The 14,635-nt window shown below is 63.3% G+C and carries 15 protein-coding genes; 7 read left to right on the top strand and 8 right to left on the bottom strand.

The features are described 5' to 3' along the window. Window positions 1-105 precede the first annotated feature (105 nt). The 3 genes from E5W70_RS19720 to E5W70_RS19730 form a co-directional block, all read right to left on the bottom strand. On the bottom strand, window positions 106-957 hold the full coding sequence (locus tag E5W70_RS19720; RefSeq protein WP_292661173.1) for a sugar phosphate isomerase/epimerase: 852 nt from the start codon (window positions 955-957) through the stop codon (window positions 106-108). Window positions 958-1,184: 227 nt separating this feature from the next. Then, window positions 1,185-2,372, bottom strand: a complete 1,188-nt coding sequence (locus E5W70_RS19725) for a Gfo/Idh/MocA family oxidoreductase (protein ID WP_292661177.1) — start codon at window positions 2,370-2,372, stop codon at window positions 1,185-1,187. A 139-nt stretch (window positions 2,373-2,511) separates the two neighbouring features. Beyond that, the gene (locus tag E5W70_RS19730) at window positions 2,512-3,567 is read right to left on the bottom strand and encodes a sugar phosphate isomerase/epimerase (RefSeq protein ID WP_292661180.1); all 1,056 of its coding nucleotides are present in this window, start codon (window positions 3,565-3,567) and stop codon (window positions 2,512-2,514) included. A gap of 393 nt (window positions 3,568-3,960) precedes the next feature. Between E5W70_RS19730 and E5W70_RS19735 the strand changes: the two genes are divergently transcribed. The 5 genes from E5W70_RS19735 to E5W70_RS19755 are packed head-to-tail and all read left to right on the top strand — an operon-like array spanning window position 3,961 to window position 8,199. Continuing rightward, window positions 3,961-4,848 (top strand): sugar phosphate isomerase/epimerase, encoded by an 888-nt coding sequence (locus E5W70_RS19735; RefSeq protein WP_292661182.1) that lies wholly within the window; start codon window positions 3,961-3,963, stop codon window positions 4,846-4,848. A 55-nt stretch (window positions 4,849-4,903) separates the two neighbouring features. Continuing rightward, window positions 4,904-6,073 (top strand): mandelate racemase/muconate lactonizing enzyme family protein, encoded by a 1,170-nt coding sequence (locus E5W70_RS19740; protein ID WP_292661184.1) that lies wholly within the window; start codon window positions 4,904-4,906, stop codon window positions 6,071-6,073. 1 nt (window position 6,074) lies between these two features. Next, window positions 6,075-6,791, top strand: coding sequence for a FadR/GntR family transcriptional regulator (locus E5W70_RS19745; protein WP_292661187.1), 717 nt, complete (start codon window positions 6,075-6,077; stop codon window positions 6,789-6,791). A gap of 1 nt (window position 6,792) precedes the next feature. After that, entirely contained in the window at window positions 6,793-7,773 is a 981-nt protein-coding gene (locus E5W70_RS19750; RefSeq protein WP_292661190.1) for a hydroxyacid dehydrogenase, read from the top strand. A 42-nt stretch (window positions 7,774-7,815) separates the two neighbouring features. Next, window positions 7,816-8,199 (top strand): hypothetical protein, encoded by a 384-nt coding sequence (locus E5W70_RS19755; protein ID WP_292661193.1) that lies wholly within the window; start codon window positions 7,816-7,818, stop codon window positions 8,197-8,199. 14 nt (window positions 8,200-8,213) lie between these two features. Here E5W70_RS19755 and E5W70_RS19760 read toward each other — a convergent pair whose 3' ends face one another. After that, a complete protein-coding gene (locus E5W70_RS19760) occupies window positions 8,214-9,509 on the bottom strand; it encodes an amidase (RefSeq protein ID WP_292661196.1) in 1,296 nt (431 codons plus the stop codon). A 120-nt stretch (window positions 9,510-9,629) separates the two neighbouring features. Between E5W70_RS19760 and E5W70_RS19765 the strand changes: the two genes are divergently transcribed. Beyond that, window positions 9,630-9,977, top strand: coding sequence for a GFA family protein (locus E5W70_RS19765; RefSeq protein ID WP_292661198.1), 348 nt, complete (start codon window positions 9,630-9,632; stop codon window positions 9,975-9,977). Here the strand turns inward: E5W70_RS19765 and E5W70_RS19770 are convergent. Continuing rightward, window positions 9,974-11,197: an MFS transporter gene (locus E5W70_RS19770; protein ID WP_292661201.1), complete on the bottom strand. Its 1,224-nt coding sequence runs from the start codon at window positions 11,195-11,197 to the stop codon at window positions 9,974-9,976. The two genes, E5W70_RS19765 and E5W70_RS19770, sit on opposite strands and share 4 nt — an antisense overlap. A gap of 90 nt (window positions 11,198-11,287) precedes the next feature. On the opposite strand from E5W70_RS19770, the gene E5W70_RS19775 reads away from it, so the two are divergent. Continuing rightward, on the top strand, window positions 11,288-12,259 hold the full coding sequence (locus E5W70_RS19775) for an AraC family transcriptional regulator (RefSeq protein WP_292661204.1): 972 nt from the start codon (window positions 11,288-11,290) through the stop codon (window positions 12,257-12,259). A gap of 126 nt (window positions 12,260-12,385) precedes the next feature. On the opposite strand, the gene E5W70_RS19780 is transcribed toward E5W70_RS19775, so the two are convergent. The 3 genes from E5W70_RS19780 to E5W70_RS19790 all read right to left on the bottom strand — a co-directional run. Further along, on the bottom strand, window positions 12,386-12,667 hold the full coding sequence (locus E5W70_RS19780) for a hypothetical protein (RefSeq protein WP_292661206.1): 282 nt from the start codon (window positions 12,665-12,667) through the stop codon (window positions 12,386-12,388). Window positions 12,668-12,902: 235 nt separating this feature from the next. After that, complete coding sequence (locus E5W70_RS19785; protein ID WP_292661208.1) at window positions 12,903-14,006, bottom strand: ABC transporter ATP-binding protein; 1,104 nt, start codon at window positions 14,004-14,006, stop codon at window positions 12,903-12,905. After that, a partial coding sequence (locus tag E5W70_RS19790; RefSeq protein WP_292661211.1) for an ABC transporter ATP-binding protein occupies window positions 14,006-14,635 on the bottom strand: 630 nt, incomplete at its 5' end. The genes E5W70_RS19790 and E5W70_RS19785, both read right to left, overlap by 1 nt.

Consider the following 14,635-nt stretch of genomic DNA (forward strand, 5'->3'; position numbering starts at 1 on the left):
CGATCTCCCCCCTTGCGGGGGAGATGTCCGGCAGGACAGAGGGGGGTGTGAAGGATTGCCGACGCAGATTTTTTTCTTCCCATCAAGCTTGTTGCCTAGCAGGCCCTACGCGGCCGCCTTCCACCCATCCCTGATGTGCTTATATCCCTCCCGATAAACCGCTTCCGGGCCTTCGGAAAAGTCGCGCCACACCTTGGTGGCCGCGGCCAAATCCTTCAGCGAACGGCCGAACGCCTCGATCGTCAGCCAATCGTCATAGCCGCTGTTGCGAATGGCTGAGAAAGTCTCCTTCCAGGGGATGTGGCCGCGGCCCGGCACGCCGCGATCATTCTCCGAAATATGGATATGGACGACGTTCTTGCGGTTACGCGAATAGGCGCCGATCGGGTCGGCCTCTTCGATGTTGGCGTGGAAGGTGTCGTACATCGCCTTGATGTGCGGCCGGTCGATCGCGTCGATATGCTCCGACAAATCGTCCATCGTGTTAAGCAGATAGCATTCGAAGCGGTTGAGCGCCTCCAGCCCGATGGTGACACCCTTGTTGCCGGCATGGTCGCCAATGGCGCGTTGCGAGGCGATCGAACGTGTTTTCTCGGCCGCCGTCGGCCCGCTGCCGGAGAAGGCCCCGAGTGTCGAATGGAGCGGGCCGCTCAACGTGTTCGCGCCAAGCGCCTGAGCGCAGTCGATCGCCGATTTCATGTAGTCGATACCGGCCTTGCGCGTCGAGGCGTCGGCCGAGATCAAATTCATCTCCGGATCGCCCATCGCCGAGACCGCGGTGCGTTGCAGCCCGATACGGTCGAGCAGCTCGCCGAGCTTCTTGTAGCCGTCCGGCGTGCCGGAGAAGACCGGTATCTCGACGCCGTCGAACCCGGTCGCCTTGATGTCCCTCAACAGCGGCTCGTGTTTTTTTGAGACACTGGTCGTCCACAACAGCATGCACATGCCGATTTTCATCGACGCCCCCTCCCCTTTGACGGCCGGGCTTGCTCCTCCGGCGACTTCGCCACAAGCCCCCTCATCCGGCCGCTTCGCGGCCACCTTCTCCCCGCTGGGGAGAAGAGGCAGACGCCAGCGCCGGCGATCTCCTCTCCCTCGGGGAGAGGTCGGATTGCCCCGAATTGCCCTTGCAATTCGGCCGGCAATCCGAGTGAGGGGGACTTCCCGCTAACCGGACGCAGTGATTAAAGCTTCGTCCACGCCCCATTCTTCTTCGACGACTTCACGCAGGCCTCGATGAAGGCCATGCCTTCGACGCCGTCTTGCACAGTCGGGAAAACGACATCCTTAGCCGGCTTGCCGCCCTTTCTACGTGCTGCACGAATGGCGCGCGCGGCCTCCTGGTAGATATTGGCAAAGCCTTCGAGATAGCCTTCCGGATGGCCTGGCGGAACGCGACTGACCCGACCGGCGACGGGAAGTGCGCCGGCGCCATTTCGGGTGATTAATTGCTTCGGCTGGCCGAACGGCGTGTACCAGAGATAGTTCGGATCGGCCTGCACCCATTCGAGCCCGCCCTTCGAGCCGTAGATGCGCAATTTCAGCCCGTTCTCGTGGCCGGGCGCCACCTGGCTTGCCCAGATCATGCCCTTGGCGGGGTGCGACCCGCCGGCCGGCTTGAAGCGCAGCAGCACATTGATGTTGTCGTCGAGCAGCCGCCCCGCTACGAAAGCATCGAGATCGGCCGACAGCGAATCGAGCTCCAGCCCGGAGACGAAACGGGCAAGGTTGTAGGCATGCGTGCCAATGTCGCCCAGTGCACCGCCGGCACCGGCCTGCTTGGGGTCTGAGCGCCACGCAGCCTGCTTCTGGCCGGTGGCGGCCAGATCTTCGGTCAGCCAGTCCTGCGGATATTCCGACTGCACGATGCGGATATCGCCGAGCTGCCCCTTGGCCACCATGTCGCGTGCCTGCCGCACCATCGGATAGGCGGTGTAGTTATGCGTCAGCACGAACACCTTGCCGGTCTTTTCGACCAGAGCCGCCAGCTGCTTTGCCTCGGCCAGCGTCGTTGCCAGCGGCTTGTCGCAGATGACGTGGATGCCGGCCTCGAGAAAAGCCTTGGCGGCCGGCACGTGTACATTGTTAGGCGTGACGATGGCGACCACCTCGATGCCGTCCGGCCGCTTGGCCTCTGCCTTCGCCATCTCGGCATAGGAGCCGTAGCTGCGCGCCGGATCGAGCCCAAGCTCGGCCGCCGAGGCCTTGGCGCGCTCCGGATCCGACGACAGGGCACCGGCAACCAGCACGAACTCGTTATCCATGCGCGCTGCGATGCGGTGCACCGCGCCGATAAAGGCGCCTTGTCCGCCGCCGACCATGCCGTAGCGGATCGGACCGCCCCCCGTTTCCGCCTTCGATGCACCAACCATGATTTTCTCCCTCGTTATCTGAGATACCCTCCCCCTTGAGGGGAGGGTCGACGCATAGCGCCGGGCATGAAGCTCGGCATGGACCGACCCCATCCGGCCCTCCGGGCCACCCTCCCCTCGAGGGGGAGGGATATCTGTGCTAGATCCCCATCATCCCGCGCAGCACCTTTTTATCGGTCGTGCCGCCAGCGAAATCGTCGAACGCTTTTTCCGTAACCCTGATGATGTGGTGCTGGATGAAGGGAGCGCCTTCGGCCGCACCATCCTCCGGGTGCTTCAGGCAGCATTCCCATTCCAGCACCGCCCATGAATCGTAATTGTATTGGGTGAGCTTGGAGAAGATGCCGCCGAAATCCACCTGCCCGTCGCCGAGCGAGCGGAAACGCCCGGCGCGGTTGGTCCAGCTCTGGTAGCCGGAATAGACGCCTTGCCGCCCGGTCGGATTGAATTCGGCGTCCTTGACGTGGAACGCCTTGATCCGCTCGTGGTAGATGTCGATGAATTCGAGATAATCGAGCTGCTGCAGCAGGAAGTGCGACGGGTCGTAGTTGATGTTGCAGCGCTTGTGGCCGCCGACCGCATCGAGGAACATTTCGAACGTCGCGCCGTCGAACACGTCCTCGCCCGGATGGATTTCGTAGCCCACATCGACGCCGTTCTCGTCATAGACATCGAGGATCGGCTTCCAGCGCTTGCCGAGTTCGGCAAACGCTTCCTCGATCAATCCCGCCGGCCGCTGCGGCCAGGGGTAGAGGTATGGGAAGGCCAGGGCGCCGCAAAACGACACCGACGCCTTGAGCCCGAGATTCTTCGACGCCTTGGCGGCGAACTTCATCTGTTCGACCGCCCATTGTTGCCTGGCCTTTGGATTGTTGTGCACCGCAGCCGGCGCAAAGCCGTCGAACTGCGCATCATAGGCGGGATGCACCGCCACCAGCTGCCCCTGCAGATGCGTCGACAATTCGGTGATCTCTACGCCGGCATCGGCGCAGATGCCCTTCACCTCGTCGCAATAGGCCTTGGAGGAGGCTGCCTTCTCGAGATCGAACAGTCTGGCGTCCCATGTCGGGATCTGCACGCCCTTGTAGCCCAGACCAGCCGCCCATTTGGTGATCGAGGCCAGCGAATTGAACGGAGCGGCGTCGCCCGCAAACTGCGCCAGGAACAGACCAGGCCCCTTCATCGTCGTCGGCATCGGCATCTCCCTATGTTTCACGACCAAGCATAGCGCCGATTGAAAACAGGGCCAGCCTCTTTGGTCTCTTTGCACAGCGCGCTCGGCGCCGCTATTCTGGTATTACCAAATGTCGAAATCTGGTCAAGCCGTTTGACGCGCTGCCGCAGCCCTGCAACCATGCCGAGTTAAGCCACATGTTTAAGTGTAATCAATAGCATAGTCATGAGCCAACGCTTGATGGCAGCACTTCTTGCCGTCCAGATGAAATTACTGTAGACCTCCCATTAAGCCCAATTGGTCGAACCAGTTTGCTAAAAAATGCTGGGACGCCTTGGGGAGGAATCATGCGGCAGGCTTCGGCAGAGTGCGCCGCAGGCGAACTGGTACAGGCGATTCTGGGAAGGATAGACCATGCATCTTTCGACACACAATTGGATGCGGGCGGAGCCGCTGGAAACGACGCTCAAGCGCATCAAGAAATTCGGCTATGAGTCGATCGAGATTTCCGGCGAACCCGAACAATACAAGCCCAAGGAGACGCGCGCGCTGCTGAAGGAGCACGGCATTCGCTGCTGGGGAGCGGTGACGCTGATGCTGGGCGAGCGCAATCTCGCTGCCAAGGACCAGGGCCAGCGCGAGCGCTCGGTGCAATATGTCAAGGACGTGCTGACCATGGTCAGCGAGCTCGACGGCGAGATTATCACGCTGGTTCCGGCCACCGTCGGCAAGGTGGTGCCGGACGGCACCGAGGAAGAGGAATGGAAATGGGTGGTCGACGCCACCCGGGAATGCTTCACCCACGCCAAGAAGGTCGGCGTCAAGATCGCGGTCGAGCCGCTCAACCGCTTCGAGACCTATCTGTTCAACCGCGGCGCCCAGGCACTGGCGCTGGCCGATGCGGTCAGCCCCGAATGCGGCGTCTGCCTCGACGCCTACCACATCCACATGGAAGAATTTAACGTCTACGACGCCATCCGGCAGGTCGGCAAGCGCCTGTACGACTTCCATGTCGCCGACAACAACCGCTTCGCCGCCGGCCTCGGGCAGATCGACTGGCCGAAGATCGTCGGCACGCTGAAGGAGATCGGCTATGACGGCGCGCTGACCAATGAATTCGTCGCCCCCGTCGACCGCACGCCGGCTGCCCCCTATCCCGACATGGTCGAACGCAACCCCGTCGACATCTCGCCGGAGCAGCTGAAATTCATTCAGGACCACGGCTCCAGCGTGCTCACGGAGAAATTCTACACCGACCAGATGCGCATCAACGCGGAAACGCTGCTGCCGCTGATCAAGTAGCCGAGCCGTTTGGAAAAAGCCCTTCCGCCTCACCGCGGCCGGGCCGAGGATGAACATGCGCATCAAGACGGTCCAAGCCTGGTGGGTCCGCATACCGATCGAAGCCGCGAAGCAGCACCGCAGCGACTTCGGTCAGGTCGCGACGTTCGACGCCGCCATCCTGCGCATCGAAACCGACGACGGTCTGGTCGGCTGGGGCGAAGGCAAGAATGCCGCCGGCAGCGCCGGCAGCTACGGCGCTCTTGTCCATTTGCTGAACTACGAGGTCGGCCCGCAGCTGGTCGGCCGCGACCCGGCCGACATCGGCGTCATATGGGAGATGCTCTATAATGGCACGCGCCACGACAGCGCCGCTCGCGCCGGCCATGCCATGCCGCAATTGGCACGACGGGGCATGAGCATCGCCGCCATCAGCGCGGTCGACATCGCATTGTGGGACATTCTTGGCAAATCGCTCGGCGTTCCGGTCTGGCGGCTGCTCGGCGGCCGCAAGCTGGACCGCATGCCGGCCTATGCTTCCGGCGGCTGGGCCACTGCGGAAGCCATCGGCGACCAGCTGCAGTCCTACATCGCCAAGGGCGGCTTCAAGGCGCTGAAGATGCGCGTCGGCGCCATGGACGGCGCCCCACATATCTCGGCCGCTCGCGTCCGCGCCGCAAGACAGGCGCTCGGTCCCGATATCGACCTGATGGTCGACGCACACGGCACGTACACGGTGGCCGAAGCCAAGCGCTTCATCCATCTCGCCGGCGACCTCGATCTCGCCTGGTTCGAGGAGCCGGTGATCGCCGACGACAAGCCCGGCATGGCCGAGGTGCGCGCCTGCGGTTCGATCCCGATCGCCACCGGCGAAAGCGAGGCGACACGCTATGCCTTCCGCGACCTCGCCGTACTCAAATCCGCCGATATCTTCCAGCCGGATCCGGCCTTTTGCGGTGGCATCAGCGAGGCGATGAAGATCGGCACCATCGCCAGCGCCTTCAATCTGCGCTTTGCGCCGCATCTTTGGGCCGGCGCGCCCTGCTTCTTTGCCGGGCTGCATGTCTGCGCTGCTTCGCCGGCGAGCTTCACCGTCGAATATTCGCTCGGCGCCAACCCGATGATTCACGATCTGATCGAAGAGACTGTCGAAGCAAAGGACGGTATGGTAGCGATCCCTGATAGACCCGGGCTGGGATTCACCATTTCGGAGCGGTTCCTGGAGGCGCACGCGCAACACGGCTGACATGAAAGAAAAGAACCTTCTCGCGGAACTCGCCGCCTATCTGTTCTCCCATTCGGACAAGGAGACGGGCCGCACGCCGTCGGAGCGCGAACTGGCAGAGCATTTCAGCGTCAGCCGCGGCCAGATCCGCGAGGCGCTGGCCATTCTCGAGGCCATGCGCATCGTCGAGCGACGGGCGAAATCCGGCATCTACATCGATACGAAGCAGGCGAGCGTCGAGGCGATGGCGCTGTTCGCCCGCGCCGGCCTGCCGCTCGATCCCGTCCAGATCTACGAGACGGTCGAGTTGCGCAAGATCCACGAGATCAAGGCCGCCGAACTTGCCTGTTCACGCGCCACCGAGGAGAATTTCGAGCGGCTGCGCGAGATCCTGAAGGCCTCCGAGGATCGCATCGCCGCCGGTGAAGGCCTTGCCCGGGAAGACCGCGAGTTCCACCTCGAGATCGTGCGGGCGACCAAGAACAGCGTCTTCCACAATATCTGCAGCGTCTACTACATGATGGGTGAGCTGCGCCTGCCGATCTATTTCAACGATCCCGAACGCAGCGTGCGCTCCCATGCCGAGCATATCCAGATCTACGAGGCGCTGCTGCGCCGCGACGGCAATCTCGCCCAGGCGCTGATGAGCGCCCACCTGCAAGGCGCGGAAAGCTACTGGAAGGGGCTGATCGAGGGGCGTGGGGCGGAACCGGAAAGCCCAGCGCTCGAAAAGGCCTGAAATGCCCAAGATCCTGTCAACACACAGACTGCACCCTCGTGCCGCTTCCATGCTGACGGGGGCCAGCGAACTCGTCGTTGCTTCCGCCCTCGACGCGGCCACGCTGGCCGCCGAGGCAAGGGACGCCGATGTCATCATCGTTCGCGCTCCCTTGCCTGCGGCGCTTTTCGAAGGCGCGTCGAAGCTCAGGGCCGCGATCCGCCACGGCGCCGGGCTGGACATGGTACCGATGGAAGCGGCCAATGCGGCCGGCGTGTTGGTGGCGAACGTGCCGGGGGTGAACGCGCGATCCGTCGCCGAATATGTGATGTTCGCGGCGCTGGCGCTGCTTAGGCGCTTTCGTGTGTTGGACCGCGACTTGCGTGCGAAGGGCTGGCTGGCGGGCCGCGAACACACGGTGGTGGCCAGCGAGCTAGCGGGCAAGACGATCGGCATTGTCGGCCTCGGCGCGATCGGCCAGGCGGTTGGCCACATCGCCGCCCATGGGTTCGATCTGAATGTGGTGGCGACGACGCGCAGCATGCGGCCGGCGCCGGACAGGGTCGGCTTCCTGTCGATCGATGCTCTCATCGAGCAGAGCGACATCATCGTTCTGTGCTGCCCGCTGACGCCCGAAACACGGGGGCTGATCAGCCGCGAGCGCATTGACCGGATGAAGCCGGATGCGCTGCTGATCAATGTTTCGCGCGGGCCGGTGATCGACGACGACGCGCTGATCGAAGCCTTGCAGAAGGGCCGCATCGGCGGCGCCGCGCTCGATGTCTTTGCAACACAACCGCTGCCGCCCAACCATCCTTATTTCGGCTTCGACAATGTCATCGTCACCCCGCACATGGCCGGGATCACCGAACAGTCGATGATGCGCATGGGCGTCGGCGCGTCTGGCGAAGCCTTGCTGGTGCTGGCCAACAGATTGCCGGTCAATCTGCGCAACCCCGAAGTGGTCGAGCACTACCGGCGGCGGTTCCCTGCCGATTTCTGAGAGCGCCCTAATTTTCCCGATTTCGCCGGCGACGGTACCGGCATGGCACACGTCACAAAATTCCTGCTGACCGCCGGCTTCTGCGTGGCGACGGCGCAAGCCTTCGCCAACGGACAGGGCAGCTACGTGTTCTGCGACAACGGCTTGCGCTGCGTGGCGGCACCCTGTCCATCGAACAGCGCACTCGACCTCGCTACTGGTAAGCTTATCAAAGGTGTTTCGATCGACATCGATCGCCTACCGCAGCAAGACAAGGCGCTGGATCTTTCGGACAAACTCTATGCCGGCAAGGTCGTTGTTGTCGGATCGATCGAGAACCGCACCCGGACCTTCAACGGCAAGCGGTACACCCTGCCTTGGCTGGTTGCCACCAGCATCGAACGCGCCGCCAAGGACAGCGAACGCGGCCACTGCTCGTCGCGCTGACCCGCGCTATCGGATCAATTTGCAAGCAGCGCCTCCACGCCCGCTGCGATGCGCAGCAGGTGGTGGTCATGGCCATTGCGCGCCACCAGCATCAGCCCGGCCGGACGCGTCATTCCCGGCATCGGCAGCGAGATGGCTGATAGATCGAACTGGTTGGCGACCTGCGTGTTGCGCAGCAGAAGGCCCTCGATCCTGTTGCACAGGGCCTCGTCGTCGGTCGTCGAGACGATCGTCGGCGCCGTTACCGGCGTGGTCGGCAGGGCCAGCACGTCGACAGACGACAGTCGGTCATCCATTGCGGCGGCCAGCGCCGTGCGGCGGCGCATTGCCCTGATATAGACCGTGGCCGGAATGGCGGCGGCGCGCGACAATGGTCCGCTTACCCGCGGGTCGACCGGCGTCGCCGCTCCCGTCGCCAGCCAGTCGGCATGGATCTCCGCCCCTTCCATCGCCGCGATCGACGCGCGTTGGGTTGCCGCGCGCAGATCGGCAAGCAGGTCGTCGATCGACAGCTCCACAAGCCGTGCGCCGCTAAGTTCCATCTTGCGCAGACACCGGTTGAACGTCGTCGCGACCTCTTCCTGCGTATCATCGAACAGCACGCCGCGCGGAATACCTATGCGCAGGCCGTCCAACGGCAGCGGCAACAGTGCCGCCAGGTTTTCGCCCGACATCACTGCATCGGCCGCCGCACATTCGGCGACGGTGCGGGCCAGCGGACCGATCGAATCCAGCGTGGCCGACAGCGGAAACGCACCCGCAAGCGGCACGCGCCGCGCCGTCGGCTTGAAACCGACGACGCCATTCAGCGATGCCGGAATGCGAACAGAACCACCGGTATCGGAACCGATGGAGATTTCGCTGGTACCCTCGCCCACCGAAACCGCGCCGCCTGAGGACGAGCCGCCCGGAATACGCCTGGCATCGCTTGCATTGCCGGGCGTGCCATAATGTGGATTGACGCCGATCGCGGTAAAGGCGAACTCGGTCATGTTGGTCTTGCCGAGGATGACTGCACCGGCTTGGCGCAGCCGTTGCACGACAATGGCATCCCGCAGCGCCGGCGCAGCCGTGGCGAGCAGCAGCGAGCCCGCCGTAGTCGGTTCGCCGGCGACATCGAACAGATCCTTGATCGAGACGATCGCCCCATCGAGCGGCCCGAGCGTGACGCCGGCTTTTCGCCGCGCATCGGCGGCGTCGGCCGCCGCCCGTGCGGCTTCCGGGTAGAGCTTTACGAAAACGCTTTCATCGTCGACGCGATCGGCAAGACGCGAAAGAATTGCTTCGAGGTGATCGCGGGCTGATTGCATTTTTCGGTGTCGGACTCCGCATGCTTGCAACGTCTTGAGGTAGCAGCCAGAAATTGGCCGCAGGAGACATAGCCCGGCACGGTCGGATTTGCACCTGTCGAACCGAAGGAGGAAGGCCCGTTGCTCTACCAAGGCAGCTGCCACTGCGGCAAGGTCGCGTTCGAGGTCGAAGGCGAGCTGACCGGAGCCGTTCGGTGCAATTGCTCGATCTGCTCGCGCAAGGGTGCACTGCTATGGGCAGTGCCGCATGAGAGCATGCGGGTACTTGCCTGGGGCGATGATCTCGGCCGCTACAGCTTCGGCAACCATGTCATCGCCCACCGCTTCTGCCGCAGCTGCGGCATTCACCCCTTCGCCGAGGATGTCGGCGAAGGAAGCGGGCGAAGTGCCTATATCAATATTCATTGCATCGAGGCGTTGGACGTCGCCGCCGTGCCGGTCTTCGACTTCGACGGCCGTTCAGTTTAGGCCTTGGGATCCTCGATCGGCTTCGGGCCAAGGAAGAACGCCGCCAGGGCGGCAAGCAACGTCGCCGCCGCGCAATAGGCGAAGGCGCTGGCAACGCCGGCATTGTCGACCAGCAGGCCGCCGAAGACGGCGCCCAACGCGATGGCGACCTGAAATGTCATAACCATCAGCCCGCCGGCGCTTTCCGCCTGATCGGGGGCGGCACGCACCAGCCAGGTCTGCAGCCCGACTGGGACGGCGCCGAAGGCAAAGCCCCAGCTGGCCACTGCTATTGCAGCCACCACGGGTGAGGCTCCGACCACCAGCAGCAACACCGCCGAAAACGCGATCAGCAGAGGCGCCAGGCTGACGGCTGCCTTGAGGCTGCGTTCGGCGATAAAGCCGCCGGCGAAATTGCCGAAAAAGCCACCAATGCCGTAGGCGAGCAGCACAAGCGAGATCGTCTCGATGTCCAGCGTGGGCACCTTCTCGAGAAACGGGCGGACATAGGTGAAGCCGGCAAAGTGTCCCGAGGCGACCAGCAGCACCACCAGCAGTGCCACCCTGATCATCGGGCGCTTCATCACCTCCAGCAGCGTGCGAAAACCTGCCGTACCTGCCGGCGGCAGCTTCGGAATGGTAGCCACCTGCACCAGCAGCGCCAGCGCGCCGACCACGGCAGCGATCATGAACGCTGTCCGCCATCCCCAGATGTCGCCGACATAGGCGCCGACTGGAGCCGCACAGACCGTCGCCACCGAAACGCCGGTGAGGATGATCGACATGGCGCGCGGCATCAGCCGCATCGGAACGAGCCGCATCGCCATGGCTGCCGACATCGACCAGAAGCCGCCAAGACTGATCCCGAGCATGATGCGGGCGATCAGAAGAACGGGAAGCGACGATGCAAACGCGGCCACCAGGTTTGACAGCACAAGCAGCACCGTCAGCGCCCACATGACCAGCCTGCGGTCCAGCCGCTTGGTGACAATGGCCATGGTCGGCGCCGCGATCGCGCCAATGACGGCGGTGGCCGTTACCGCCTGCCCGGCGGCGCCTTCGGTGATGCCGAGATCCTGCGCAAGCGGCGTCAGCAGGCTGGCGGGCAGGAATTCCGCGGTCACCAGGCCGAAGACTCCGAGCGCCAGGGAGACCACCGCCCCCCATGCGGGCTCGGATCGTTCGCCGGTTTCCGATGGGTCGAGAACGGCGTCCATGACGCCTGTCGCGGGTTCGGTCATGAGGGATCTCCGGTCTGTTGCAGCGCAGCATTTAGCTGCAATGCAACATAGGGAGTGACTAGCTGGAGTTTCCATGCTAGCAACACCATTATGTTTGACCGTTCGTCCAAAATTCCTATCACCGGCGATCCGCTGACAGACATATTGCGCGGATTGCGTCTCGAAGGTGTCGATTACGGCCGTTGCGAGATGAAGGAACCCTGGGGCATCCATTTTCCGGCTCAGGCGGCGGCACGGTTTCATTTCATCGGCCGCAAAGGCTGCTGGTTGCTGCAGCCGTCCGGTGAATGGGTCGAGCTCAAGGCGGGCGACGCTGTGTTGTTACCTCGCGGTTCAGCCCACACACTGGCGAGTGAGCCGGGTATCGAGGCGGCGCCGATCCACGGCTATGAGGTCGAGGAAATCTGCAAGGGTGTCTATTGCATGTCGAATGAGGGCGTGCCCGGCTGCCGTCCGGGCACCTTGCTGTTTTTCGGCAGCATGTATTTCAATCTCGATGGCTTGCACCCCTTGCTCGGCATGATGCCGGACGTGATGCGCGCACATGAGTTGGAGGCCTATGAGCCAGGTATCCCACATTTGCTGGAGGCGATGGCCCGCGAGGTGACGATGGAACGCGTCGGCTCCGGCGGCATCCTGGCGCGGCTGGCCGATGTGCTTGCCGCAACCGTCATCCGCTCATGGGTCGAGCGCGGCTGCGGCGACTCTTCCGGATGGATTGCAGCGGTCAGGGACCGCGAGATCGGTCGGGTGCTCGCCGCGATCCATCTGGAACCGAACCGCGACTGGACGGTGGAGGCTCTGGCGAAGATGATGGGCGCCTCGCGATCAGGTTTCGCCGAGCGCTTCGCAACCATTGTCGGCGAAACACCGGCAAAGTACGTCACGCAGGTGCGGATGCACCAGGCGAGGCAATGGCTGGTCCGCGACCGGCTTAAGATTTCCGTCGTCGCGGCGCGCCTCGGCTACGAATCCGACGCCTCCTTCAGCCGCGCCTTCAAGCGGGTCATCGGATCGCCGCCCAGCCATTTTCGGGCCGAGGAACAGGCGGAGATCCGCTGATGCATGTCGCGCAAAAGTGTGCAGCGGTTTTGCGGTAACGACATGCATCAAAACAAAAATCTAAAGCGCGTCGCATGAGGCCGGTCGAACGCGACGCGCTTTAGGCCGGCTAAACATTGGCCGGGTTTATTGCTCGGTGATGCAGGCCGAGCCGGCGCTGCTCTTGCAATATTTGCCGGAAGCCCCGCACCTGCCATCCGAGACTTCGACGACGGTACCGCTCAACAACAGCTTGCAGTCACTGGTGGACAGATTGACCGCGCCGTTGAGGTCCTTGATCTTCTTGGCGTCGACCTGCGCACCGGCGACAACTTTCTTGGCTGCCTGTGCCTCGCCCAGATGCGCCGCCGACAATCCCATACCGGCGACAAGCAGGATCGTCGCAAAACTGCGTAACAGATTTCCCATAGCCAACCCTCCGTATTTGGGTCTCCAAATTGGGCGTGCAAATCCCTTTTTGGGACCGAAGGATCAGCCTATTCGACAAATCGGAACATCCGCATCCCCCGTACGGGGGATGACCGGAGAACGCCAAGCGGAATCACACGGCGTCGCACAAATGCCAGACTAAAACGGATAGATAGAACGGGATGCACGGTTCACTTTGAACGCATCCCGCTCTAGCGCAGTAAAAGGCTTGTATTTAGCCGGCGTGACGCAGGCTTATTCCGCTGCCCTTGTCGAACAGCACCACCTTGTCCGGGTTCCAGGCAAAGCGCACCGGCTGCTCTATCTGGACGTCGGTCCTGGCCGGCACGGTGGCGCGCAGCATGGCGTCGCCGACCCGCAGCGTCAGGATCTTCTCGACGCCATGGTTCTCGACGTCATGGACCCGCGCCTCGACCGGCGCGCCGGTCTCGAGATAGACGTCCTCGGGACGAATACCGAAGACGAGCGGGCGACCGTCGGTCGCCGCGCCCGTCTTGGCACCCCCCGAAGTCTTGGCACCCCCCGCAAACGGCAATTCGAAATTGAGCGGCGCCATCACCGCACGTCCGTTGACGAGCTTGCCGTCGATGAGGTTCATCGGCGGCGAGCCGACGAAGCTCGCCACGTAGGTGTCGCGCGGATTGTTGTAGATCTCGTACGGCGTGCCGGTCTGGACGATGCGGCCATGGTTGAGCACGCCGACCTTGTCCCCCATCGACATCGCCTCGATCTGATCGTGCGTCACGAACAGGAAGGTGGCGCCAAGCTGTATCTGCAGGTTCTTCAATTCGGTGCGTAGCGCCTCGCGCAATTTGGCGTCGAGCGCCGACAACGGCTCGTCCATCAGGAATACCCGCGGCTTGCGCACGATGGCGCGACCGATCGAGACGCGCTGCATCTCGCCGCCTGAAAGCCTGTCGGTCTTGCGGTCGAGCAGATGCTCGATCCGCAGCGTCCTGGCGGCGCGATCGACACGATCCTTGATCTCGGCATCCGCCAGCCGGCGGATCTTCGGCTTCAGCGGAAATTCGAGGTTTTCGCGCACCGTATAGCGCGGATAGAGCGAATATTGCTGCAGCACCAGCGCCACGTCGCGCTCGGCCGCGCCCCAGTCGGCGACATCGACGCCGTCGATGAAGACCTGACCTTCGCTCGGTTTTTCCAGGCCGGCAATCATGCGCAGCGTCGTCGTCTTGCCGGCGCCGGTCTCGCCAAGCAGGACGAAGAACTCGCCATCGGCGATGTCGAGATCAAGCCCGGTCAAGGCGGTGTGGTTGCCGAACTTCTTCGAGATGTTCTTGAGCTGGATGTGGGCCATCAGAGTCTCACTCCCAGCGATTTGCCGCTCGCCGCGTCGAAGAAATGCGCCTGGCTGGGATCGATTCTGACGAAGACCCTTTCGCCGGGGCCGCCGATGAAGCCGCTCTTGGTGCGCGCACGCAGCATCTTGGAGCCGACCTTGAGGTCGACGATGTCGAAGGACCCGAGCGGCTCGACGATCTGCGTCTCCACCGGCAAGAATCCCTCGGCGGCTTCGCGGCGGACGAGGACGCCTTCCGGCCGGATGCCGAGCGCGAGTTGGCTGCCGGCATGGCTGTTGAGCTTCGACAGCAAGGCGCGCGGGAATTCGAAACCGGCGGCCGCATCGCCGACCGTTACCGAGGCCGATGAGGCTTTCTCGGTCACCGAAGCGTCGGCGACGTTCATCACCGGGCTGCCGACAAATTGCGCGACGAAAAGATTCGCCGGGTGCGAATAGACCTCGTCCGGCGAGCCGACCTGCTGCAGCACACCTTCATGCATGATGACGATACGGTCGGCGAGGCTCATCGCCTCGATCTGGTCGTGGGTGACGTAGATGCTGGTCGAGCCCTGCTTGATGTGCAGCCGCTTGATCTCGGCCCGCATCTCCTCGCGCAGCTTGGCATCGAGCGCCCCGATCGGCTC

Origin of the sequence: Mesorhizobium sp., assembly GCF_005063415.1 — a bacterium.
Lineage (GTDB): Bacteria > Pseudomonadota > Alphaproteobacteria > Rhizobiales > Rhizobiaceae > Mesorhizobium.

Excerpts from the sequence above, each read along its gene's own strand:
- E5W70_RS19725 (WP_292661177.1), bottom strand. The coding sequence starts at position 2,372 with ATGGTTGGTGCATCGAAGGCGGAAACGGGGGGCGGTCCGATCCGCTAC.
- E5W70_RS19775 (WP_292661204.1), top strand. The coding sequence starts at position 11,288 with ATGTTTGACCGTTCGTCCAAAATTCCTATCACCGGCGATCCGCTGACA.
- E5W70_RS19780 (WP_292661206.1), bottom strand. The coding sequence starts at position 12,667 with ATGGGAAATCTGTTACGCAGTTTTGCGACGATCCTGCTTGTCGCCGGT.
- E5W70_RS19740 (WP_292661184.1), top strand. The coding sequence starts at position 4,904 with ATGCGCATCAAGACGGTCCAAGCCTGGTGGGTCCGCATACCGATCGAA.
- E5W70_RS19745 (WP_292661187.1), top strand. The coding sequence starts at position 6,075 with ATGAAAGAAAAGAACCTTCTCGCGGAACTCGCCGCCTATCTGTTCTCC.
- E5W70_RS19750 (WP_292661190.1), top strand. The coding sequence starts at position 6,793 with ATGCCCAAGATCCTGTCAACACACAGACTGCACCCTCGTGCCGCTTCC.
- E5W70_RS19755 (WP_292661193.1), top strand. The coding sequence starts at position 7,816 with ATGGCACACGTCACAAAATTCCTGCTGACCGCCGGCTTCTGCGTGGCG.
- E5W70_RS19735 (WP_292661182.1), top strand. The coding sequence starts at position 3,961 with ATGCATCTTTCGACACACAATTGGATGCGGGCGGAGCCGCTGGAAACG.
- E5W70_RS19770 (WP_292661201.1), bottom strand. The coding sequence starts at position 11,197 with ATGACCGAACCCGCGACAGGCGTCATGGACGCCGTTCTCGACCCATCG.
- E5W70_RS19730 (WP_292661180.1), bottom strand. The coding sequence starts at position 3,567 with ATGCCGACGACGATGAAGGGGCCTGGTCTGTTCCTGGCGCAGTTTGCG.
- E5W70_RS19785 (WP_292661208.1), bottom strand. The coding sequence starts at position 14,006 with ATGGCCCACATCCAGCTCAAGAACATCTCGAAGAAGTTCGGCAACCAC.
- E5W70_RS19760 (WP_292661196.1), bottom strand. The coding sequence starts at position 9,509 with ATGCAATCAGCCCGCGATCACCTCGAAGCAATTCTTTCGCGTCTTGCC.
- E5W70_RS19720 (WP_292661173.1), bottom strand. The coding sequence starts at position 957 with ATGAAAATCGGCATGTGCATGCTGTTGTGGACGACCAGTGTCTCAAAA.